The sequence below is a fragment of the Acidovorax lacteus genome, assembly GCF_039540375.1.
Classification (GTDB): Bacteria; Pseudomonadota; Gammaproteobacteria; order Burkholderiales; family Burkholderiaceae_C; genus Acidovorax_G; species Acidovorax_G lacteus.
In genome coordinates this window covers 72,456-94,204 of record NZ_BAABEX010000024.1, presented here as the reverse complement: position 1 = coordinate 94,204, position 21,749 = coordinate 72,456, and the positions used below count along the sequence as shown (strand labels likewise).

The window sequence follows — 21,749 nt, the reverse complement described above, 5'->3', positions numbered from 1 at the left end:
AGGTGGGCGAGGCCGTGACGCAGATGGACCAGGCCACGCAGCAGAACGCGGCGCTGGTCGAGGAGATGGCAGCGGCCGCGGCCAGCCTCAAGAGCCAGGCCGAAGAACTGGTGGATGCCGTGGCCTTCTTCCGGCTGGACACCACAGGCCATGCGCAGACCGGACTGCCCGCGCCGGTGGCACCCCACGCGCTGGGTATGAACCGTGCGCGGCTGGCCTTGGCTGGGGCACAGAACACAGCCCTGCACTGAGCTGGCCCGGCCGACATCGGCCACTGCCGCCAGGGCCCGCGCGGCGCGGCTCAGTCCTCGGCCGGGCGCGACGGAAAGCGCACGGCAAAGCGCGCGCCGGGCGGCTGCTGACCGGGGTGCGCGTCCTCCAGGCTCACTTCGGCCCCGTGCTGGCGCGCGATCTCGCGCACGATGGGCAGGCCCAGGCCCGAGCCATCGGCTTCACTGCCCAGGGCGCGGTAAAAGGGCTGGAACACGAGTTCGCGCTCGGCCTCGGGCACGCCAGGGCCGGAATCCTCCACCTGCAACAGCAGCATCTGGCCAAAGGTGTCGGGCAGCACGCGCGCCGTGACCACGCCCGGACGGCCCGGCGCAGACGGGGTGTAGTTGATGGCGTTGTCCACGAGGTTGCGCACCAGTTCCTTGAGCAGCGTGGGATTGCCGTCCACCCACACGCCGGGCGCGCCCGGCTCGGCACCGTCGTAGCCCAGATCGATCTGCTTGTCGAGCGCACGCGGTACCGAGTCGCGCACCACGTCGATGACCAGCCGCGCCATGTCGCAGGGCTGGCGCGCGATGCGAATGCCGCCGCCTTCGGCCCGCGCCAGGGCCAGCAACTGGTTGACGGTGTGCGTGGCACGGATGCTGGAGCGTCCGATCTGCTGCAACGAGCGCTTGAGCTCTTCGGTGCTCGTGCCTTCGCGCTGTGCCAGGTCGGCCTGCATGCGCAGCCCGGCCAGTGGTGTCTTGAGCTGGTGGGCGGCGTCGGCCAGAAAGCGCTTTTGCGTGGCCAGCGAATCGTGCAGGCGCGTGAGCAGGTCGTTCACCGACGCCACGAGTGGCGCGACTTCCAGCGGCACGGTGCGATCGTCCAGCGGCGAGAGATCGTCCGGGCTGCGCTCGCGGATGCGCTGCTCCAGCTGGTGCAGCGGCTGGATGCCGCGCGCCAGCGCCAGCCACACCAGCAGCACCGCCAGCGGCAGGATCACGAACTGCGGCAGCATCACGCCCTTGATGATTTCCGTGGCCAGCACGCTGCGCTTTTCGCGCGTTTCGGCCACCTGCACCAGGGCCAGCGGCTGCTGGGCGGTGGGCACGCGCACCCAGATGTAGGCCACACGGATTTCAATGCCGCGCAGCTCGCCGTCGCGCAGGCGGACCTCGCCGGGCTGGGGCTGTTCGTCGGGTGCTGGCGCGGGCAGCTCGCGCTCTCCGGCCAGAAACTCGCCACCCGGCCCGATCACCTGGTAGTACACGGTGTCGGACTCGTCGGCGCGCAGGATTTCACTGGCCGGTTGCGGCAGGTTGAACTGCACCTGCCCCTGCTGCACCACGATGAGCTGCGCCAGCGCATGGGCGTTGTATTCGAGGGCGCGGTCGAACGGCTTGTTGGCCAGGCCCTGGGCCACCAGCCAGGTGAGCGCCAGGCTCACGGGCCACAGCAGCAGCAGCGGCGTGAGCATCCAGTCCAGGATCTCGCCGAACAAAGACCGCTGCTCGCGCTGGAAGATCTTCACGGCAGCGGCTCGGCAATCGGGATCAAGCTGCCTGCTCGTGCTTGCAAATCAAGCACGAACAGCTATTATTTTGATAGCAGATGGCTGCCCCGCGGCCGTACGGGGCGCGGGCGGGCTCAGCCCGGGATCTTCTCAAGGCAGTACCCCAGGCCACGCACGGTGGCGATGCGGATCGGCCCGCCTTCAATTTTTTTGCGCAGGCGGTGGATGTAGACCTCGATGGCGTTGTTGCTGACTTCTTCGCCCCACTCGCACAGGCGTTCGACCAGTTGCTCTTTGCTCACCAGGCGGCCTGCGCGCTGCAGCAGCACTTCGAGCAGGCCCAGTTCGCGCGCCGAGAGTTCGACCATCTTGCCGTCGATGGTGGCCACCCGCCCGGCCTGGTCGTACACCAGCGGGCCGTGCTTGATGGTGCTGCTGGTGCCGCCCATGCCGCGGCGCGTGAGGGCGCGCACGCGGGCTTCGAGCTCCTGCAGCGAAAAGGGCTTGGCCATGTAGTCGTCGGCCCCGAAATCCAGCCCCTTGACGCGCTCTTCCACGCTGTCGGCCGCGGTGAGGATCAGCACCGGCAGCGCCGAACCCCGGCCGCGCAGGCGTTTGAGCACTTCCAGCCCATGCAGGCGCGGCAGGCCCAGGTCGAGGATCAGCAGGTCGAACTCGTTGTTGGTCATCAGGGCCGCGTCGGCCTCGGTGCCGCTGGCCACATGGTCCACCACCGCGCCCGAGCCCCGCAGCGTGCGCAGCAAGCCGTCGGCCAGCACCTGGTCGTCTTCGGCGATGAGGATGCGCATGGGTCGTGTCTCCTGTCATGGAACGCGCAGTCGCTGCTGGCGCTCTCTGACGCGGATTCTAGGCGCTGCGCCCGCGCAGGACGGGCTCAGGGCAGTGGCGCCAGCCCGGCCAGCCGCCGCAGCAGCCAGCCCGCAAACGCACGCCAGGGGCGCGGCGGCCGGTGCAGTCCGGTCGCCAGCAGGTGCAGGGGATGCGTGAACATGGAACGCTCCGAGTCAGCGGCGCAGAACCGTCAGGCCGCCGCCGGCTGCGCGTCGGCCACCGCGGGGGTCGGGTCGGCGCTGCCCGCACGGCTCCAGGCCTTTTCGTGGAAGAAGAAGGCCACCGCCTGCACCGTGGGTTCGAGCAGGCTGAGCGTGAGCGATGCCCACAGGTTGCCCGTGACGGCATAGGCCACCATCGCGGCCACACAGATGTGCACGAGGTAGTAGCTGCCGGTTTTCATGAGCATCCGCTGGTTCTGGCGGGCAACACGGCGAAGGGTGGACATGGCGGGCTCCTCGGTCAACGGGGCCTCCGGGGGTCGGAAGCCGATGTAACGAATGCTAGGCATTCGCATTCACAAAGGCCAATTGACTATCGCAAACCAATAGATAGCAACTATTTAACGCATCTCCATCGACGGTACACAGCCTGCCGGATGCGTGGATACGACAGACGGGGACGCGCACCGAATCCCCGTTGCTATGATGGTCATTCGGCCGCCCACCGGCGGTGCGTCCCTTCTTCCCTTTGTGCGGTTGCGCCGCAGCCCAGGAGCTCAGGAGCAGACATGGCCCTCATGGACTTCATCAAGAAACAGTTCATCGACATCATCCAGTGGACGGAGGACGGCGATGGCACGCTGGCCTGGCGCTTCCCGATGCGGGACATGGAAATCCAGACCGGCGGTACGCTCATCGTGCGCGAGTCGCAGATGGCGGTGTTCGTCAACGAAGGCCAGGTGGCAGACGTGTTCGGCCCGGGCACCTACAAGCTCAGCACCCAGACGCTGCCGGTGCTGACCTATCTGAAGAACTGGGACAAGCTGTTCGAGTCCCCGTTCAAGAGCGACGTGTACTTCTTCAGCACGCGCCAGCAACTCGACCAGAAGTGGGGCACGCCCCAGCCCATCACCATCCGCGACAAGGACTTCGGCGCAGTGCGGCTGCGTGCGTTCGGCAACTACGCCTACCGCATTGCCGACCCCAAGCTCTTCCACACCGAAGTCTCGGGCACGCGCGACCTGTACCCGGTGGCCGACCTCGAAGGCCAGCTGCGCGGCACGGTGCTGCAGCACATCAGCAATGCCATTGCGGCCAGCGGTGTGCCCTTCCTGGACCTGGCTTCCAACCAGATGATGTTTGCCCAGGCACTGGCCCAGGAGCTGGGCCCGGTGTTCGCCAAGCTCGGGCTGGCGCTCGAAAACGTCACGGTGCAGAACGTGTCGCTGCCCGAGGAACTGCAAAAGGTTCTCGACCAGAAGATCGGCATGGGCATGGTCGGCAACGACATGGCCAAGTTCATGCAGTACCAGACCGCCCAGTCGATTCCGAAGTTTGCCGAGGCCAGTGGCGGCGGCAGCGGCATCGCGGGCGACGCCATGGGCCTGGGTGCGGGCGTGGCCCTGGGCCAGGTGCTGGCGCAAAACCTGCAGGCCGGCCTGCAGGGTGGTGGCACGGCGGCACCGGCCGCAGCGGCTGCCGCCCAGGCGGAGCCCGTGGGCGTGCGCCCCGACGAGGTGATGGCCACGCTCGAAAAGCTGGGCGACCTCAAGGCCAAAGGCATCCTCACGCAAGAGGAATTCGACGCCAAGAAGGCCGAGCTGCTCAAGAAGCTGGTCTGAAAACGGTGTAAGCCCGCGCCCCACCGCCGTGCGCTGACCGCGCGCCCGCTGGCCCCGGCCGTGCCGGGCCCGCGGGCGGCACCTCCACCGGCGGCCTGCGGGCTTTACGCCCCTGGTCCATGGCCCAAGACAATTCCCAGCGCGCCTACCGCGCGCCCTGCCCGGGTTGTGGCGCTCCGGTCGAGTTCCGCAGCGCCCAGTCCACGCACGCCGTGTGCGGCTACTGCCAGAGCACGGTGGTGCGCAATGGCGACGTGCTGGCGCGCGTGGGCAAGATGGCCGAGCTCTTCGACGATCACAGCCCACTGCAGCTCATGGCCAGCGGGCGCATCGCGGAGGGTGGCAAGGACACGCCCTTCACCCTGATCGGCCGCCTGCAGTACAAGAGTGAGGCCGGGGTCTGGACCGAATGGGTGGCCTTCCTGCAGGACGGGAGCATGGCCACGCTGGGCGAGGACAATGGCGCCTACGTTTTCACCCGCCCCATCGACCCGGGGCGCGTGCTGCCGGAAGCCGCGCGCTTTCGCCTAGGCACCACCACGGCCATCAACGGCACGCCCTACAGCGTGGCCTACAGCGGCAGCGCCACGCTGATCGCCGCGCAGGGCGAACTGCCCGCGCTGCCCCCACTGGGACAGCCCTTCGACATGGTCGAGCTGAGAAGCGCCGACGGCGACGTGCTCAGCATCGAGTACAGCCGCCAGCCGCCGCAGGTGCAGCGAGGCCGCGCCGTGCGGCTGGAAGACCTGCAGCTCACCGGGCTCAAGGACGAGTCGGTGCGCGAAGGCCAGGGACGCCAGTTCAACTGCCCGCACTGCGGCGCACCGGTGACGGTGCAGCTGTCCACCACCAAGAGCCTGACCTGCGGCTCGTGCCAGAGCGTGATTGCGCTCGACAGCGGTGTGGGCGGCGAGCTGCGCAGCGCGCTGCAGGACGAACCCGTGAGCCCACTGATCCCGCTGGGCCGCGTCGGCCGCCTTGAAGGCGTGGACTGGCAGGTGGTGGGCTTTCAGCACCGCATGGGCGTGGAGCCGGGCGACGACGAGCACTTCGGCTGGGACGAGTACCTGCTCTACCACCGCAAGCGCGGTTTTGCCTTTCTGGTCGACTCGACCGAAGGCTGGAGCATGGTGCGCCCCGCCACCGGCGCGCCGCAGCTGGCGGGCAACGGCCGCACCGCCAAATACCTGGGCCGCACCTACCAGCTGCAGTACACCTACGAAGCCGAAACCACCTACGTGCTCGGCGAGTTCTACTGGCAGGTCGTGCGGGGGCAGAAAACCAGCAACCGCGACTTTGCCAGCGGCAAAAGCCTGCTGTCGCTAGAGCAGTCGCCCAAGGAGATCACCTGGTCGTCCGGCGAGCGGCTCGAAGCCCGCACCGTGGCCGACGCCTTCAAGATCGACAAGCTGCGCAACCCGGCACGCACCGACGACCCGGGCCCCTTCGTAGCGGCCAAGGGTGTGGGCTGCGGCACCCTCATCATCGTGGCCATCGTGCTGCTGTTGCTGGTGATTCTGCTGAGCCGCTGCACACAGTGCGACCCGCGCGTGGAGAATTGCTCGTCCTCGGGCTACCGCAGCTCGGGCGGCTCATACGGCGGCTATTCCTCGGGCGGCGGCGGCCACAAGTAGCGCCCACCGCGCACGCAATCCTGTTCGGAGAACTCCATGACCAAATTCGAATGGCTCCATCCCCTGTCGATCGGCGGCACGCTGCTGTACGCGCTGATGGGCATCGTCATCTTCTGGGTGGCCTTCATCATCATCGACAAGATCACGCCCTACGACCTGTGGCGCGAAATCGTCGAAAAGCAGAACAAGGCGCTGGGCATGGTGGTGGCCGCCATGTGCCTGGGCATCAGCATCATCGTGGCCGCGGCGATCCACTGAGCCCGGCCCGCGCCCCGTGCGCTGCGCCGTCCGGTGACCGGGCGGCCTGCGCCTGCTGCCCATGAGCGATCCCTCCTCCGCGCCCGCTGCAGCGCCTCTGCATCCGATGGCGCCCCCCTCCCCCACCGAGGCGGCGCCCCCCCTGCCCCCGGCAGCCCCCCCGCGGGGCCCCAGCCCCATTGAAGTCGCGCTGCTGGCCAGCGTGTTCGTGGTCGCGGCCTGCGGCCTGCTGTACGAGCTGGCGGCCGGCGCACTCGCGTCCTACGTGCTGGGCGACTCGGTGCTGCAGTTCTCCACCATCATCGGCACCTACCTGTTTGCGATGGGCGTGGGCTCGTGGCTGTCGCGCTACTTCGAGCGGCAGCTGCCCGCACACTTCTGCCGCATCGAACTCATGGTGGCGCTGGTCGGCGGGCTGCTGCCAGCCACGCTGTTCCTGGTGAATGCGTACGCGCCCGGGGCCTTCCGCTTCCTGCTCTACAGCATGGTGATGCTGGTGGGCATGCTCGCAGGGCTGGAGATTCCGCTGGTCATGCGCATCCTCAAGCGCAACGTGGTGCTCAAGGATCTGGTGTCCCAGGTACTGACGTTTGACTACCTGGGCGCGCTGGCGGTGTCGCTCGCGTTTCCACTGCTGCTGGTGCCGCACCTGGGGCTCATCCGCACAGGGCTGCTGTTCGGGCTGCTGAACGCAGTGGTGGCGCTGTGGGCGGTGTGGCTCTTCCGACACGAGCTGCGGCGGCTCAAGGCCCACGTGACAGCCTGCCTGCTGGTGCTGGGCGTCCTGCTGGCCGGCTTTGTGGGGGCCGACGAGATCACCACCCTGGCAGAGGACAAGTTCTACCAGGACCGCATCGTGCTCACGGCCACCTCGCCCTACCAGCGCATCGTGGTCACGCACGGGCGGCTCGGGCACCGGCTGTTTCTCAACGGCAACCTTCAGTTCTCTGAATCCGACGAATACCGCTACCACGAAGCCCTGGTGCATCCGGCCATGGCGGCGCACGGCGCACCGCGCAAGGTGGCGGTGCTGGGCGGCGGCGACGGCATGGCCGTGCGCGAAGTGCTGCGCTACCCGAGCGTGGAGTCGGTCACGCTGGTGGAGCTGGACCCGCACATGACGCGTCTGTTTACCGAACAGCCGCGGCTGGCGCAGCTCAATGGCGGCGCACTGCGCTCGCCCAAGGTGCAGGTGGTCAACACCGACGCATTCCAGTGGCTTCAGCAGACGCAGGACACCTTCGACGTGATCATCGTGGACTTCCCCGATCCGACGAACTTTTCCATCGGCAAGCTCTACACCAACAGCTTTTATGCGTTGCTGGACCAGCGCCTGGCCGCCAGCGGCTATGCGGTGGTGCAGACCACCTCGCCCCTGGTCGCGCGGCGCAGCTACTGGACGGTGGTGACCACCATCGAATCGGTGGGCCTGCGTGCCATGCCGTACCACGCCCATGTGCCCAGCTTTGGCGAGTGGGGCTTCGTGATGGCCAGCCGACGGCCCTGGAGCGCGCCCGATACGTTGCCCGAAGGGCTGCGCTACCTCACACCCCAGGCGCTGGGCCGGCTGTTTGACTTTCCGCTGGACATGCAGCGCGTACCTGCGGAGGTGAACCGCCTGTCCAATCAGGCCCTGGTTCACACCTACGAGCGCGAGTGGGGCCGGGTGACTGGACACTGAGCCCCTCGGTGTCCAGGTCGCAAGGCTTCCGGCAGCGGGTCACCCGGTCAAATGCCAAGGTCCTGCGGGTTCCCGCTAGACTGAGGCAACCACAGGCAACGGCGCTCCTTCACAGGCCTTCACGATGCTGGACCATTTTTTTCTGACCCAGGCTGCAGCGCCTCCATGGCTGTGGGCGGAGCATCAGCCTGGCTTGGTGGCGCTGTCGGTGGCGATGGCGGTGCTGGCATCGGTGCTCGCACTGCAGATGGCCACACTGGCCCGGCGCGCGGACCCGGGCTTGATGCGCCAGATTGCACAAGGCTCCGGCGCGCTGGCACTGGGCGCCGGCATCTGGGCCATGCACTTCATCGGCATGCTCGCCTTCTCGGTGTGCTCTCGAGGCAACTTCGACGCAGGGACAACGGTGGCCTCTATGGTGCCCAGCGTGCTGGCTTCCTGGCTGGCCCTGCAACTGCTGATGCGCGAGCACATCACACGTGCCGCGCTGCTGACCGGAGGCGTGTTTGTGGGTGCGGGCATCGGAGCCATGCACTACATCGGCATGGCGGCCTCGGAATGGATGCCGTTCATGCGGTACGACCCCTGGATGTTCGCCGCCTCGGTGGTGGTGGCGGTGCTTCTGGCCACGCTCGCGCTGTGGGTGCGCTTCGGGTTGGAGAAGGTCGTGCGCTGGTCCCGGCTGCGCCTGAATGCAGCCGCAGGCCTGGTGATGGGTCTGGCGATTTCAGGCATGCACTACACCGGCATGGCGGCACTGCGATTCACGGAAGTCCCAACCGACAACGGCGCGGGCGCAGGGGCTGGGAGCACGCTGGCGATCGGCATCGCTGCCGTCATGGTGGTCATCGGCATGCTGGTGGTGGCCATCAATGTAGGTCTGCGCTACCGGAAGATGTTCCTGCAGGTGCGCCAGAGCGAGTCCCGCCTGCGGGCCATTGCCGATACCGCGGCCGACGGTATCGTGACCATCGACGTGCGCGGCACCATGCTGTCACTCAACCCGGCCGCTGAGCGCATCCTGGGGTGGCGGGCATCCGAGGCGGTAGGCCGCCACGTGGGGATGCTGATGCCAGAACCGGAACGCTCCCGACACGACAGTTTCGTTCAGCGTTTTCTGGCGGGCTCGGGGGTGGGCATTGCGGGCGGCGAAGGCCGGGAGTTGCTGGCGCTGCACCGCGACGGGTCACTGGTGCCTATCCGGCTTTCAGTGGGGCGGGTACAACTGGACGGCGACCCGGTGTTTGTGGGTTTCCTGACCGACCTGCGGCAGCGTCGCGCGATGGAACGAGAGCTGGAGCGCAGCGAGCAGCAATTGCGCTCTCTGATTGGCAACATTCCAGGCGTGACCTTTCGCTGCCAGAACAACGCCAACTGGGACATGCTGTTCATCAGCGATGCTGTCACGACCCTCACGGGGTGGGAGCCTGCGGACTTCCTCAAGGGGAGCATCAACTTCACGCAGCTGACGCACCCCGACGAAGTGGACCGACTGCAGCTGGCCGTATCGGCCGCGATATCCGAGCGACGCTCCTACCATGTGGAGTTCCGAATCACCGATCGGCAGGGGCGGCTGCGATGGGTGTCGGAAAGCGGTCGCCCGGTGCTGGACGACGCAGGCCAGGTCCAGTGGATCGACGGCGTGATCATGGACACGACCGAGCTCAAGCAATACAGCGCCGTCTTTGAGAGCACGGTGCGCGCCATTGATCGCGCGCTCGCCGTGATCGAGTTCGACATGGAAGGCAACGTCCTCACCGCCAACCCCAACTTTCTTGCGCTCATGGGCTATACGCTCGACGAAGTCGTGGGCCAGCCCCACGCCCTGTTCTGCCTGCCCGACTACGCCGGGAGCGAAGCGCATCAGCACCTCTGGCAGCGACTGCGACAGGGTGAGCTGGACGGTGGTGAATACCAGCGCCAGGCCAAGGGCGGCCGCACGGTCTGGATCCAGGCCACCTACAACCCGATCTTCGATGCCGAAGGACGCCCCTTCAAGGTGGTGAAGTTCGCAACCGATCTGAGCCAGCGCCGCGCCATGGAACAGGAACTGCGTACCGCCAAGGACCGTGCGGAGCAGGCCGCCGCAGCCCGCAGCACCTTCCTGGCCAACATGAGCCACGAGATCCGCACGCCCATGAACGCCATCATCGGCTTTACGGAAACCTTGCTGGACTCTGCCCTGGCCCCCGAGCAGCGGCGGCATCTTGGCACCGTGCACCACGCGGCACGCTCCATGCTGCGCCTTCTGAACGATATTCTGGACACGGCGAAGCTGGAGAAAGGGGCCGTGGAGCTGGAAACGGCAGACTTCTCCATCCATGAATCTTGCGAACAGATCCTGGCATCGCTGCGCATCCAGGCGGGTCGCAAGGGGCTGGATCTGCGGTTCGTCTGCAGTGAGACCGTCCCGCCCTATGTGCGGGGCGACGCCATGCGGGTGCAGCAGATTCTGCTCAATCTGCTGGGCAACGCGGTCAAGTTCACCGAAAAAGGGCATATCCTGCTGCGCCTCGACTACCAGGAGGACCTGCTGATCGCCGAAGTCGAAGACACGGGGATTGGCATCGCAGCCGAGCAACTGCAAAAAATCTTCGACCCGTTTGCCCAGGCCGACGCCTCTACGACGCGACGTTTTGGTGGCACCGGGCTGGGTACGACCATCGCACGGCAGCTCGCGGAACTCATGGGAGGCCGTATCGAGGTGCGCAGCACGCCTGGTGCCGGAACGGTGTTCACCGTGCGACTGCCGCTGCCGCGCGGGCAAGCGCCCGACACGCAGCCTTCTGGCACTGGAAGCCTTGCACTGCCTCCACTCCGGGTGCTCGCCGTCGACGACGTGCCGCACAACCTGGAGCTGCTGCAGATTCATCTGGCACGCGGGCAGCATCACGTCACAGTGGCGCGGGATGGCGAAGAGGCCGTACAGGCGTTTCAAGAAGATCGCTTCGACATTGTCCTGATGGATCTTCATATGCCTGGCGTCGACGGACTGGAGGCCACGCGCCGCATCCGAACACTGGAACGCAGCCAGCACCGCAAACCCACCGCAGTGATTGCGCTGTCTGCGAGTGTTCTGGAGCAAGACCGACGCAACGCCAGAGCGGCAGGCATGGATGGTTTTGCCAACAAGCCGCTGGAGCCTGCTCGGCTGATGCAGGAGATTGCCCGGGTGCTGGGGCACGGAGAGTGGGCGACTCCAGCCGAGGGCTCGGCCCAGCAACCAGGGACACCACCAGAGGCGCTCTACCCCACGCCGGCACCAGAGCCCGCAAAGCCCGGCACAGACGCCGTGGACTGGAGTCAGGGCATGCGTTTGTGGGGGGCGATGACACCGCTTCGGGACGCCCTGCAGCGGTTTCTGCGAGACCACGCCTCTGCACCCGCTGCCATGCGGCATCTGCTGGAGACACAAGACCTGGTGGGCCTGCGGAGCCTTGCCCACCGGCTCCATGGGGCAGCTGGCAACCTGGCCATGCCGGGCCTGCGCAGTCTTCTCGGGGCCATCGAAGGCGCCATCGAGCACCGCGACACCTCGGTGCTTGAACCGATGGTTTCGCAGCTAGAACCCGAACTTGTCAGAGTCCGAAAGGCGCTGGAGGCCGAAGTGCGTTCTGCAGCATCTCCAGCACCTGCCGACAGCCCGGCCTTGCAGGCGCTGAGCCCACGCGACCGCGAGGATGCCCTCGAAGCGCTGCGCGCGCTGAGCACTGCGCTCAAGCGGTCCGAGCTGGATGCGGCTCCGCTGCAAACCTTGCTGCAGCTGTTGCCCCCCGATGCGACGCGTCACCTGCAAGACGCACTGGACGCGTTCGATTTCGACACCGCGCTCGTGGTCCTGCAGTCACTCAGTCGTTTGATCGCCCAAGACATGACAGAGCCCACGCCATGACGCTCACGATCGACTCACGCCCACGGTTGCTGCTGGTGGATGACGAACCCACCAACCTGCAGGTGCTGCGCCATGTGCTGCAAGACGGCTACCGTTTGTTGTTTGCCACCGATGGCGAACGCGCCCTGTCCATCGCTCGGGAGCAACGACCCGACCTGATCTTGCTGGACATCATGATGCCCGCACTGGACGGCTACGCCGTGTGCCGTGCGCTCAAGTCGGATGCGGGCACGGCGTCCATCCCCGTGATTTTTGTGACAGCGCTGTCGGATAGCCAGGACGAAGCGGCGGGCTTTGACGTGGGTGCGGTGGACTACATCACCAAGCCCGTCAGTCCCCCGGTGGTTCGCGCACGCGTGCGCACACATCTGTCGCTGGTGCGGCTGGACGAGTTGCGGGAAACCAGGCTCCAGATCGTGCAACGCCTCGGGCGCGCTGCCGAATACAAAGACAACGAAACCGGCACCCATGTCATCCGGATGAGCCACGTTGCGCATGCCCTGGCCATGGCTGCCGGCCTCGGCACACGCTTTGCAGAAGACATCCTCAATGCCGCACCCATGCACGACGTGGGCAAGATCGGCATCCCCGATGCCGTGCTGCGCAAGCCCGGACCTCTGGACGCCGACGAATGGGCGGTGATGCGGCGCCACCCTCAGATCGGCGCCGAGATCATCGGAGATCATCCCTCCGGAGTGCTGCAGATGGCCCGGGACATCGCGGCCGCCCACCACGAAAAGTGGGATGGCAGCGGCTATCCGCATGGACTGCAGGGAGAGCAAATTCCGTTGGCGGCGCGCATCGTCGCCGTGGCGGACGTCTTTGACGCGCTGACATCGCGCCGCCCCTACAAGGCCGCCTGGACGATTGAGCAGGCGCTGGAGCACATCGAGGCCCAGGCGGGCCAGCATTTCGACCCGCGCCTGGTGCCGCTGCTGCGACCCCTGCGACCGCAGCTCGAGGACATTCGCGCGCGCTGGAGCGACTGACCTCCCATGGGAGCCGACCCGCGCCGCCGTGCGCTGCTCACCGCGGGCATGAGCCTGTCGCTGGCCCCTTGGCTCACCGGATGCGACCCCGCCCCACCGGCCCTGACCGGAGGCTTTGCGGGCGCCGACCTGGCCCGCGGCCATGCGCTTCGCGACCTGATGGCATCGGGCGCGCTGCCAGCGCCGGCACGCATCCACCGCGTACGCGCGCTCGTGGCCGGCGGTGGGGTGGCCGGCCTGGCCGCACTGCGTGCGCTGCGCCTGGCCGGCGTGCACGACGCCATGCTGCTGGAGCTGGAAGACACGCCGGGTGGCAATAGCCGGGGCACACAGTTGCAGGGCATGGCCTGCCCGCAGGGCGCGCACTACCTGCCGGTGCCCGGAGATGCGGCCGCCGAAGTGCAGGACCTGCTCGAATCCCTGGGCCTGCGCCAACGCGTGGCCGGCCGTTGGCAGTATGACGAGCGCCACCTGTGCCACAGCCCGCAGGAGCGCCTGCACATGCAGGGCCACTGGCACGAGGGCTTGCTGCCGATGGCCGAAGTGGGAGAGCCCACCCTCGCACAGTACCGCCACTTTGCAGCACGCGTGACAGCGCTGGCGCAGGTCGCACCGTTTCACATGCCCATGCTGACGGCCGCACCGGCGCGGGTCAGCGGCGGCAGTGCGCTGCCTGCGGCACTGCGCACGCTCGATGGCCAGACCTTTGCCCAGTGGCTGGACGCCGAAGGGCTGCACGATGCGCACCTGCGCTGGTACCTCGACTATTGCTGCCGCGACGACTACGGGGCAGGCCTCGCACGCGTGTCGGCATGGGCCGGGCTGCACTACTTTGCCAGCCGCCATGGCTTCCATGCACCGGGCGACGCAGACCCTGCGGGGGGCGAACGCGAGGGCGTGCTCACCTGGCCCGAAGGCAATGGGTGGCTCAGCGCCCGCATGGCCGCGCCCCTCAGTACGGCGGGCCAGGTGCGCAGCGGCTGTAGCGTGCTGCGCATCACCGAGGGGCGGCACCGTGTGCAGGTGGATGCGCTGGACCACGCGAGCGGCCGGGTTGAGCGCTGGGAGGCCGAACGTTGCGTGGTCGCGCTGCCCCTGGCGGTGGCGCAGCGGGTGCTGGCCAGTGCGCCGTCGTTTGTGGCCGCTGCGGCCTCACGCCTGCACACCGCACCCTGGGTGGTCGTCAACCTGGCGCTGTCGGGGCCGCTGGCCGACCGGCCGGGCGCAGCCCCCGCGTGGGACAACGTGCTGTACGCCGACGCCACGCCCGGCGGCCTGGGCTATGTGGATGCAGGCCACCAGCGGCTGGACCCGCGCCCCGCGCCCACGGTGCTGAGCTACTACATCGCGCTGGGCGACGTACCGGGTGCCCGCGCGCAACTCGCCCAGGCACCTTGGCAGCATTGGGTGGACGTGGCCGTGCAGGCACTGGCCGAGCCGCACCCGGACCTGCGCAACCGCCTGACCGGTGCCCTGGTGTGCCGCTACGGCCACGCGATGGCCGTGCCGGTGCCCGGGCTGCTGGGCCATCTGCAAGGTCTGGGTGCCTCGCCGCCGCCCGGCTGGGCCCGTGTGCGACTGGGCGGCGAGCGCCCACGCTGGTTGCCCACACCGCACACCGCGCGGCTCGCGTTTGCGCACAGCGACTGGTCGGGCTACTCGGTGTTTGAAGAGGCGTTCACGCGGGGCCACGTCGCGGGCGCGTGGGCCAGCCGGGCCGAGGCCTGAGCGCTTCGCAGCACCGCAGGTGTCACAGCGCTGCCACGCAGCAACGGCATCGTCACGGCTTTCCGTACTTTGCTGCACCTTCCATGGCCCGTTTCCCTGCCCTTGCCGCCGGCGCTGCGCTTGCAGCAGCCGCCTTGTCTTCCACACCCGCCGGGGCCCAGCAGGCCTACCCCGCCACGCTGGCCGGGCACGCCGTGATGCCCGCCCTCACGCTGCTGGCAGCTCCGCCAGACGCCCCGGCCGACCTGCGCATCAGCGGCAAGTTCACCACCCCGCGCCGCACCGAAGCCGTGGGCACTGTCCCCGGGCTCTCCGGCGGAAGGCCTACCGGCATCGGTCTGCCCTTTCAGGGCCAGCCGGTCCAGGGCCATTCGGGCATCAAGCGCATGGCCGACGGCAGCTACTGGCTGCTGACCGACAACGGTGCCGGGGCCAAGGCCAACTCGCCAGACTTCATGCTGCACCTGAGCCAGTACACGGTGGACTTCAAGACCGGGCAGTTCACGCGGCTCAAGACGGTGTTCCTGCACGACCCCGACAAGAAAGTGCCCTTCCGCATCACGCACGAAGGCACCGACAAGCGCTACCTGACCGGAGCCGACTTCGACCCGGAAAGCTTCCAGTTTGCTGGCGGCGCCCTGTGGATCGGCGAGGAATTCGGCCCCTTCCTCATCAAGGCCGACCTGAACGGCAAGGTGCTCGCGGTGTTCGAAACGCAGGTGGACGGCAAGGTGGTGCGCTCGCCCGACGCGCCCGGCCTGCTGCTGCCCGGCGCACCCGAGGCCAAGCCGCCCACCTTCGAGGTGCGGCGTTCGAAGGGCTTTGAAGGCATGGCGTCGTCGCCCGACGGCAGCAAGCTCTACGCCCTGCTGGAAGGCGCCCTGTGGGACGACAAAGCCCAAGCCTACGAAAGCCTGGCTGGCAAGCAAAGCCTGCGGGTGCTGGAGTTCGATGTGAAAACCGAGCGCTGGACCGGCCGCCACTGGAAGTACGTGCTCGAAGCCAACCACCATGCAATCGGCGACATCAACATGATCGACGCGAACACGGCACTGGTGATTGAGCGCGACAACGGTGAGGGCACAGCCGACAAGGCCTGCCCCGAAGGCCAGAAGCGCAGCGACTGCTTCCATGACCTGGCGAAGTTCAAGCGCGTCTACAAGATCGAGATGAGCGAGGCCAACGTGGGCAACGCTGTCCGCAAGATCGGCTACATCGACCTCATGAACATCCAGGACCCGAAGAGGCTCGCCCGCAAGCCGCTGAACGGCGGCGTGCTCACCTTCCCGTTCTTCACCATCGAGAACGTGGACATCGTGGACGGCACGCACATCGTGGTGGGCAACGACAACAACCTGCCCTTCAGCAGCAGCCGCGAGCCCAACCAGGCCGACGACAACGAACTCATCCTGCTCGAAGTGGGGGAGTTGCTGCGCGCGCGGTGAGGGTACATCCCCCTGAGGCCCTGCGGGCCTCGGTGCCACCGCCGGAGGCGGAGGCTCTTCGGGCACGTCCAAGCCTGCGCAGGCAGGCTTGGAGCCGCGGCCCTCAGCCCCTTCTCTCGAACGGCTGCGCAGTTCGGGAACGGGGACGCAGCCCTCGCAGCGGGACGGCCCTTGCTTGGCTGCTCTGGCTCTTGGGCCGCGCCAGTTGTTGCGGCGGTGACGTAGCCTGCGCTGTTGGGTGCTTGGCTTTGCCGGCCCGGGAGAGCCGCCACATTTCCGTTTGCGCCGTGCGCCACTCTCTCGGGCTGAGCCTGTCGAAGGCGCGCACAGCGCCAGGGCGGGCGCAGCCTGAAGGGCCGTAGGGACTCGGGCCTGGGCCGCGGCCCGCCGCCGCCACGGGTGGCAAAATTCCAGGCTCCGTTCCAACGCGGCTTCTCCGCAGCACGCCACCATGTTCACCGGCATCGTCCAAGCCACGGCAGGCATTGCCGCCATCCACGACCGCGCGGGCCTGCGCACCTTCACGCTCGATTTTCCAGAGGGCTTCTGCCAGGACCTGGCCATTGGCGCGAGCGTGGCCACCGACGGCGTGTGCCTCACGGTCACCGAGATCCTCTCCCCCACGCAGGCCAACTTCGATGTGATGCTGCAGAGCCTGAACATCACCACGCTCGGCAGCTATGTGCAAGGCGACCGTGTGAACGTGGAACGCGCGGCCAAGGACGGGGCCGAGATCGGCGGCCACCCGCTGTCGGGCCATGTCGATTTCACCGGCACGCTCGTCGAGCGCCGCGAGTTCGACAACAACCTTGTGTGGCGCGTGGCCGTGCCCGAGCCGTTTCGGCGCTACGTGTTCGCCAAGGGCTACATCGCCATCCATGGCGCGAGCCTCACGGTGGCCGAGGTGAACCGGCAGGAAGGCTGGTTCGAGGTCTGGCTGATCCCCGAAACACGCCGCGCCACGGTGTTCGAACACAAGCAGGCGGGCGACCGGCTGAACATCGAGATCGAGCGCAGCACGCAGGTGGTGGTGGACACGGTGCGCGAAGCCGTGCAGGAGAGCCTGGGCCGCCTCACGCCCGTGCTCGAAGCACTGCTGAAGGACAAGGGCCTGTCGCTCGACGACCTGGTGCAGCCGCCCAGCCTGCCGCGTGGCTAAGGCCTTCGCACTGGCACACAGCGTGTGAACAGGCCCTGAGCCCTATGGACGCACGGTTCACCGTCCGCCCTCTGACGGCCACCGAACTGCCCGGCCTGCTCGCCGTACAACGTGCCTGCTATGGCGAGGGCTACCTGGAGCCGGCCGAGGTGTTTGCGCGCCGCATTGCCTGCGCCGTGCAATGCTCGCAGGTGGCGATGGCGCAGGGCGTGGTGGTGGCGTATCTGGCCGCCTACCGTTCGCGCCGGGGCAAAGTCACGCCGCTGCACGGAGACTTCGAGGCCACGGCCCAGCCCGACACGCTGTACCTGCACGACATGGCCGTGCATCCCGATTGGGCTGGCCAGGGCCTTGCGCGCGCGCTGCTCGCCCCCGTGTGGGCGCTGGCGCAGCGCGAAGGCCTGGCGCATTCGAGCCTGGTGTCGGTGCAGGGCTCCGAAGCCTACTGGGCCCGCCAGGGCTATGCCGTGGTGGCCCTCGCCGATGCGGAGCAGCGGCAGCGCCTGGCCGGCTACGGACCCGACGCCGTGTACATGGAGCGCAGGCTGTAGCGCCGGGTCCACGGCAGCGCCAGTCTGCGCAGTCCGTCATGGTGCGGACGCGGCCCTTGCGGATAATGCCCGCCATGCCCAACCGCTGGAAACCCAACGTCACCGTGGCCGCGCTCATCGAGCACGAAGGCCGCTTTCTGCTGGTGGAAGAAGACACGGCCGACGGCCTGAAGCTCAACAACCCGGCGGGCCACCTCGACCCCGGCGAATCGCCCGAGCAAGCCTGCGCGCGCGAGGTGCTGGAAGAAACCGCGCACGACTTCGTGCCCCAGGCCCTGGTGGGCGTGTACCTGAACCGCTTCACACGCACCCGCACGGGCGACGACATCACCTACCTGCGCTTTGCATTCGCTGGCCAACTGGGCACGCACCACGCCTGGCGCACGCTGGACGAAGGTATCGTGCGCACCGTGTGGATGACGCCCGACGAGATCCGGGCCTGCGCCGACCGGCACCGCAGCCCGCTGCTGCTGCGCTGCCTGGAGGACTACCTCGCGGGCCGGCGCTTTCCGCTGGAGCTGGTGCGCACCGATCCGTCGGTACTGGCCGCGGCGGGCTGACACAACCCCGGGCCCGCGCCGATGCGCGCACAAAAATACAATCGGGCCATGAGTTCCAGCACCCTGCATCGCGTGGTCGTCGGCCTTTCGGGCGGCGTCGATTCGGCCGTGACGGCCTACCTGCTCAAGCAGCAGGGCCACGAGGTCGTGGGCATCTTCATGAAGAACTGGGAGGACGACGACGATTCCGAGTTCTGCTCCAGCCGCCAGGACTTTCTGGACGCGGCCAGCGTGGCCGACGTGCTGGGCATCGAGATCGAACATGTGAACTTCGCGGCCGACTACCGGGACCGCGTGTTCGCCGAGTTCCTGCGCGAATACCAGGCGGGCCGCACGCCCAACCCCGACGTGCTGTGCAACGCCGAGATCAAGTTCAAGGCCTTCCTGGACCACGCCATGCGCCTGGGGGCCGAGAAGATCGCCACGGGGCACTATGCCCGGGTGCGCCACAACCCGGCCACGGGCTTGCACGAACTGCTCAAGGGCCTGGACCCGAGCAAGGACCAGAGTTATTTTTTGCACCGGCTGAACCAGGCGCAGTTGGCCAAAACCCTGTTCCCCGTGGGCGAGCTGCACAAGACCGAGGTGCGCCGCATCGCTGCCGAGATCGGCCTGCCCAACGCCAAGAAGAAAGATTCGACGGGCATCTGCTTCATCGGCGAGCGGCCGTTCCGCGAGTTCCTGAACCGCTACATCCAGCACGCACCGGGCCGCATCGAGGACGAACGCGGTCGCACGCTGGGCCAGCATGTGGGCCTGTCGTTCTACACGCTGGGCCAGCGCCAGGGCCTGGGCATCGGCGGCGTGAAGGACCCGGGCGCGGGATCGAAAGCGCCGTCTGGCCAGCCGACGCGTGGCGGCGGCGACCACGAGCCTTGGTACGTGGCGCACAAAGACCTGCAACGCAACGTGCTGCAGGTGGTGCAGGGGCACGACCACCCCTGGCTGCTGTCGCACCGCCTGCAGGCGCTGGACGCCAGCTGGATCGCTGGCACACCGCCCGCCCCGGGGGCGTACGCCGCCAAGACGCGCTACCGCCAGCAGGACGCGGCCTGCACCCTGGGCGCCGACGCACAGAACGCAGCCGGCTTTGGCCTGGCGTTTGCCGACGCGCAATGGGCCGTCACCCCGGGCCAGAGCGCCGTGCTGTACGACGGCGACGTGTGCCTGGGCGGCGGCGTGATCGCGCAGGTCGATGCGCCTGCTGGCCAGGCCCCCGTGCCAGCGCCGGTGAAAGTCACCGTCAAGCGCCGCCCGCGGATCGCGGCCACCTGACGCACCCGGCGGGGGCCATGGCCCCGGCGCGGCTGCCACGCAGCTTGCCAGCCGCCATCCCACGCCAGACACCGCCCCTCGGCAGTGCATGCCCGCACCGCCAGGTGCTCTGCCAGTCCACCGCCAATTGCTATTAATTTGATAGCTGCTCGTGCTTGAATTTCAAGCACGAGCAGCCGAAAACACCCACAAAAAAACCCGCACAACGCCAGGCCATGCGGGTTCTGCGATCAGCGCCAGGGCCGCACCCGGCGGCCCCCAGCGGGTCAGAACGGAATGTCGTCGTCCATGTCGTCAAAGCCCGACGCAGCGCGCGGTGCCGGGGCCATGGGCGCGGGGGCCGGGCGCGGCGCGGGTGCCGGGGCCATGGCACGCGGGGCGGGTGCGGCGGCGCGGCGCGGTGCGGGGCTGTCGTAGCCACCGCCGTCGCCAAACGGATCGTCGTAGCCACCCTGGCCACCGCCCCCGCCACCCTGCTGGCCGCCGCCCATGCCCTGGCGGCTGCCCAGCATCTGCATCTGGTCGGCACGGATCTCGGTGCTGTAGCGCTCGGCGCCGGTCTGGTCCGTCCACTTGCGGGTGCGCAGCGAGCCTTCCACGTACACCTGCGAGCCCTTGCGCAGGTACTGGCCCGCAATCTCGGCAAGGCGGCCGTTGAAGACCACGCGGTGCCACTCGGTGGCTTCTTTCATCTCGCCGGTCTGCTTGTCGCGCCACTTGTCGGTGGTGGCAATCGTCACGTTGGCCACCTGGTCGCCGCTCGGGAAGGTGCGCATTTCAGGGTCGCGCCCCAGGTTGCCGACGATGATGACTTTGTTCACGGATGCCATGGTGTGTACCTCTCAAGTTGGGGACGCTCGGCCAGCCGACGCGCCAAAACGCCCGATTGTGCCGCAAGGGCTTGCCAGCGGGCTCAGCCGGACGTGCGGGCGCGGCCCACGGGCCGCAGGCCCCAGCTCAGGGCCAGCCACAGGGCCGACAGCCCCGCCGTGGCCCCGAACAGCACCGCCGGCCCGCCCCACTGCACCAGCGCGCCGCCCAGCGCGCCACCGGCAAACAGGCCCAGCGACTGCAGCGTGTTGTAGCTGCCCAGCGCCGCACCGCGCAGGCTGGCCGGGGCCATGCGCGAGACCAGGCTCGGCTGGCTGGCCTCCAGCGCGTTGAAGCCGCAGAAAAACACAAACAGCAGCCCTCCCAGCAGCCACAGCCCCGCGCCCTGCCCAGCCAGCACCAGCGTGCCAAAGCCCAGTTGCACCAGCAGCACCAGCGCAATCGCCCCCAGCAGGGCCGCGCGCAAATGGCCGCGGCGCTCCAGCGTAAACAGCCCGCCCATGGCCACAAACGACAGCACCACGGCCGGCAGGTACACCTGCCAATGCTGGGCCTTGGCCAGGCCCGCCTGCACCAGCAGCGCGGGCACTGCCACCCACATGGCAATTTGCACCGTGTGCAGCGCAAACACGCCCACGTTCAGGCGCAACAGGTCGGGGTGGCGCCACACGTCGGCCAGGCGGCCGGGGTGGCTGGCACCCGTGTGGGGCGCCTCGGGCGGCACCCACCACATCACCACGGCCATGCCGGCCAGCGCCAGCGCACAGGTCAGACCGAACAGCCCCGCCAGGCCCACGCGGGCCGACAGCACGGGCGCGAGCACCAGCGCCAGGGCAAAGGTCAGCCCGATGCTGCCGCCTACCAGCGCCATGGCCTTGGTGCGCACCGTGTCGCGCGTCTGGTCGGCCAGCAGGGCCGTGACGGCAGCCGACACCGCGCCCGCGCCCTGCAGCGCCCGGCCGATGAGCAGGCCCGTGACGCTGTCGGCCAGGGCCGCCCAGAGGCTGCCAATGGCAAACACGGCCAGCCCCGCCACGATCACACGCTTGCGCCCGAAACGGTCCGACGCCAGGCCCAGCGGCAACTGCAACAGCGCCTGCGTGAGCCCGTACGCGCCCAGCGCCAACCCCACCCAGGCCGGGTCGTCGCCGCCGGGGTAGCGCGCAGCTTCGAGCGCGAACACGGGCAGCACCAGAAACAGGCCCAGCATGCGCAGGGCGAAGATGAGGGCCAGGCTCACGCTGGAGCGGCGCTCCAGCGGTGTCATGGCGCTGCTGGCAGCGGCAGCGGGCGTGGCAGGCGCCGCATGCGGCGCAGAAGTGAGGGAATCCGGCACGGTGGTGCTGACAGGTGGAAGGGGCCAGAGCGATCCGGCGACCCCA

The 21,749-nt window shown here is 68.2% G+C and carries 17 protein-coding genes and 1 pseudogene; 13 read left to right on the top strand and 5 right to left on the bottom strand.

The features are described 5' to 3' along the window. Window positions 1–251 (top strand): annotated as a pseudogene (locus ABD866_RS11275) (hypothetical protein); the annotation flags it as partial. Between the two features lie 50 nt (window positions 252–301). Here the strand turns inward: ABD866_RS11275 and ABD866_RS11270 are convergent. From ABD866_RS11270 to ABD866_RS11260, 3 genes are all read right to left on the bottom strand, one after another. Next, on the bottom strand, window positions 302–1,747 hold the full coding sequence (locus ABD866_RS11270) for a sensor histidine kinase (protein WP_345064806.1): 1,446 nt from the start codon (window positions 1,745–1,747) through the stop codon (window positions 302–304). A 116-nt stretch (window positions 1,748–1,863) separates the two neighbouring features. Further along, window positions 1,864–2,538 carry a response regulator gene (locus ABD866_RS11265; RefSeq protein WP_345064803.1) on the bottom strand — a complete coding sequence of 225 codons (675 nt, stop codon included), beginning with the start codon at window positions 2,536–2,538 and terminating at the stop codon, window positions 1,864–1,866. Window positions 2,539–2,771: 233 nt separating this feature from the next. Then, window positions 2,772–3,029, bottom strand: coding sequence for a DUF2061 domain-containing protein (locus ABD866_RS11260; protein ID WP_345064800.1), 258 nt, complete (start codon window positions 3,027–3,029; stop codon window positions 2,772–2,774). A gap of 282 nt (window positions 3,030–3,311) precedes the next feature. On the opposite strand from ABD866_RS11260, the gene ABD866_RS11255 reads away from it, so the two are divergent. The 12 genes from ABD866_RS11255 (at window position 3,312) to mnmA (ending at window position 19,536) form a co-directional block, all read left to right on the top strand. After that, window positions 3,312–4,364 (top strand): SPFH domain-containing protein, encoded by a 1,053-nt coding sequence (locus ABD866_RS11255; RefSeq protein WP_345064797.1) that lies wholly within the window; start codon window positions 3,312–3,314, stop codon window positions 4,362–4,364. A 119-nt stretch (window positions 4,365–4,483) separates the two neighbouring features. Beyond that, window positions 4,484–5,998 carry a DUF4178 domain-containing protein gene (locus ABD866_RS11250; RefSeq protein ID WP_345064794.1) on the top strand — a complete coding sequence of 505 codons (1,515 nt, stop codon included), beginning with the start codon at window positions 4,484–4,486 and terminating at the stop codon, window positions 5,996–5,998. A 36-nt stretch (window positions 5,999–6,034) separates the two neighbouring features. Beyond that, entirely contained in the window at window positions 6,035–6,256 is a 222-nt protein-coding gene (locus ABD866_RS11245; protein ID WP_345064791.1) for a DUF350 domain-containing protein, read from the top strand. A gap of 106 nt (window positions 6,257–6,362) precedes the next feature. Next, a complete protein-coding gene (locus ABD866_RS11240) occupies window positions 6,363–7,937 on the top strand; it encodes a polyamine aminopropyltransferase (protein WP_345065036.1) in 1,575 nt (524 codons plus the stop codon). Window positions 7,938–8,061: 124 nt separating this feature from the next. Continuing rightward, window positions 8,062–11,829 (top strand): PAS domain S-box protein, encoded by a 3,768-nt coding sequence (locus tag ABD866_RS11235; protein ID WP_345064789.1) that lies wholly within the window; start codon window positions 8,062–8,064, stop codon window positions 11,827–11,829. Next, the gene (locus ABD866_RS11230) at window positions 11,826–12,818 is read left to right on the top strand and encodes a response regulator (RefSeq protein WP_345064786.1); all 993 of its coding nucleotides are present in this window, start codon (window positions 11,826–11,828) and stop codon (window positions 12,816–12,818) included. The genes ABD866_RS11235 and ABD866_RS11230 overlap by 4 nt, the downstream gene beginning before the upstream one ends. A gap of 6 nt (window positions 12,819–12,824) precedes the next feature. Further along, window positions 12,825–14,546, top strand: coding sequence for an NAD(P)-binding protein (locus ABD866_RS11225; protein ID WP_425549583.1), 1,722 nt, complete (start codon window positions 12,825–12,827; stop codon window positions 14,544–14,546). An 83-nt stretch (window positions 14,547–14,629) separates the two neighbouring features. After that, window positions 14,630–15,991 carry an esterase-like activity of phytase family protein gene (locus tag ABD866_RS11220; RefSeq protein ID WP_345064783.1) on the top strand — a complete coding sequence of 454 codons (1,362 nt, stop codon included), beginning with the start codon at window positions 14,630–14,632 and terminating at the stop codon, window positions 15,989–15,991. 451 nt (window positions 15,992–16,442) lie between these two features. Continuing rightward, window positions 16,443–17,150 carry a riboflavin synthase subunit alpha gene (locus ABD866_RS11215; protein WP_345064780.1) on the top strand — a complete coding sequence of 236 codons (708 nt, stop codon included), beginning with the start codon at window positions 16,443–16,445 and terminating at the stop codon, window positions 17,148–17,150. Window positions 17,151–17,194: 44 nt separating this feature from the next. Continuing rightward, complete coding sequence (locus tag ABD866_RS11210) at window positions 17,195–17,701, top strand: GNAT family N-acetyltransferase (RefSeq protein ID WP_345064777.1); 507 nt, start codon at window positions 17,195–17,197, stop codon at window positions 17,699–17,701. Window positions 17,702–17,775: 74 nt separating this feature from the next. After that, on the top strand, window positions 17,776–18,261 hold the full coding sequence (locus tag ABD866_RS11205; RefSeq protein WP_345064774.1) for an NUDIX hydrolase: 486 nt from the start codon (window positions 17,776–17,778) through the stop codon (window positions 18,259–18,261). Between the two features lie 48 nt (window positions 18,262–18,309). After that, a complete protein-coding gene (mnmA, locus tag ABD866_RS11200) occupies window positions 18,310–19,536 on the top strand; it encodes a tRNA 2-thiouridine(34) synthase MnmA (protein ID WP_345064771.1) in 1,227 nt (408 codons plus the stop codon). Between the two features lie 266 nt (window positions 19,537–19,802). Here mnmA and ssb read toward each other — a convergent pair whose 3' ends face one another. Together ssb and ABD866_RS11190 are read right to left on the bottom strand one after the other, a co-directional pair. Next, window positions 19,803–20,366 carry a single-stranded DNA-binding protein gene (gene ssb, locus ABD866_RS11195; protein ID WP_345064768.1) on the bottom strand — a complete coding sequence of 188 codons (564 nt, stop codon included), beginning with the start codon at window positions 20,364–20,366 and terminating at the stop codon, window positions 19,803–19,805. An 83-nt stretch (window positions 20,367–20,449) separates the two neighbouring features. Continuing rightward, on the bottom strand, window positions 20,450–21,634 hold the full coding sequence (locus ABD866_RS11190) for an MFS transporter (RefSeq protein WP_345065030.1): 1,185 nt from the start codon (window positions 21,632–21,634) through the stop codon (window positions 20,450–20,452). Between the last annotated feature and the right edge of the window lie 115 nt (window positions 21,635–21,749).

Bases quoted from the DNA above. Each gene is read 5' to 3' on its own strand.
- ABD866_RS11265 (WP_345064803.1), bottom strand. From the start codon at position 2,538: ATGCGCATCCTCATCGCCGAAGACGACCAGGTGCTGGCCGACGGCTTG.
- ABD866_RS11260 (WP_345064800.1), bottom strand. From the start codon at position 3,029: ATGTCCACCCTTCGCCGTGTTGCCCGCCAGAACCAGCGGATGCTCATG.
- ABD866_RS11255 (WP_345064797.1), top strand. From the start codon at position 3,312: ATGGCCCTCATGGACTTCATCAAGAAACAGTTCATCGACATCATCCAG.
- ABD866_RS11250 (WP_345064794.1), top strand. From the start codon at position 4,484: ATGGCCCAAGACAATTCCCAGCGCGCCTACCGCGCGCCCTGCCCGGGT.
- ABD866_RS11245 (WP_345064791.1), top strand. From the start codon at position 6,035: ATGACCAAATTCGAATGGCTCCATCCCCTGTCGATCGGCGGCACGCTG.
- ABD866_RS11240 (WP_345065036.1), top strand. From the start codon at position 6,363: ATGGCGCCCCCCTCCCCCACCGAGGCGGCGCCCCCCCTGCCCCCGGCA.
- ABD866_RS11235 (WP_345064789.1), top strand. From the start codon at position 8,062: ATGCTGGACCATTTTTTTCTGACCCAGGCTGCAGCGCCTCCATGGCTG.
- ABD866_RS11230 (WP_345064786.1), top strand. From the start codon at position 11,826: ATGACGCTCACGATCGACTCACGCCCACGGTTGCTGCTGGTGGATGAC.
- ABD866_RS11225 (WP_425549583.1), top strand. From the start codon at position 12,825: ATGGGAGCCGACCCGCGCCGCCGTGCGCTGCTCACCGCGGGCATGAGC.
- ABD866_RS11220 (WP_345064783.1), top strand. From the start codon at position 14,630: ATGGCCCGTTTCCCTGCCCTTGCCGCCGGCGCTGCGCTTGCAGCAGCC.
- ABD866_RS11215 (WP_345064780.1), top strand. From the start codon at position 16,443: ATGTTCACCGGCATCGTCCAAGCCACGGCAGGCATTGCCGCCATCCAC.
- ABD866_RS11210 (WP_345064777.1), top strand. From the start codon at position 17,195: ATGGACGCACGGTTCACCGTCCGCCCTCTGACGGCCACCGAACTGCCC.
- ABD866_RS11205 (WP_345064774.1), top strand. From the start codon at position 17,776: ATGCCCAACCGCTGGAAACCCAACGTCACCGTGGCCGCGCTCATCGAG.
- mnmA (WP_345064771.1), top strand. From the start codon at position 18,310: ATGAGTTCCAGCACCCTGCATCGCGTGGTCGTCGGCCTTTCGGGCGGC.
- ssb (WP_345064768.1), bottom strand. From the start codon at position 20,366: ATGGCATCCGTGAACAAAGTCATCATCGTCGGCAACCTGGGGCGCGAC.
- ABD866_RS11190 (WP_345065030.1), bottom strand. From the start codon at position 21,634: ATGACACCGCTGGAGCGCCGCTCCAGCGTGAGCCTGGCCCTCATCTTC.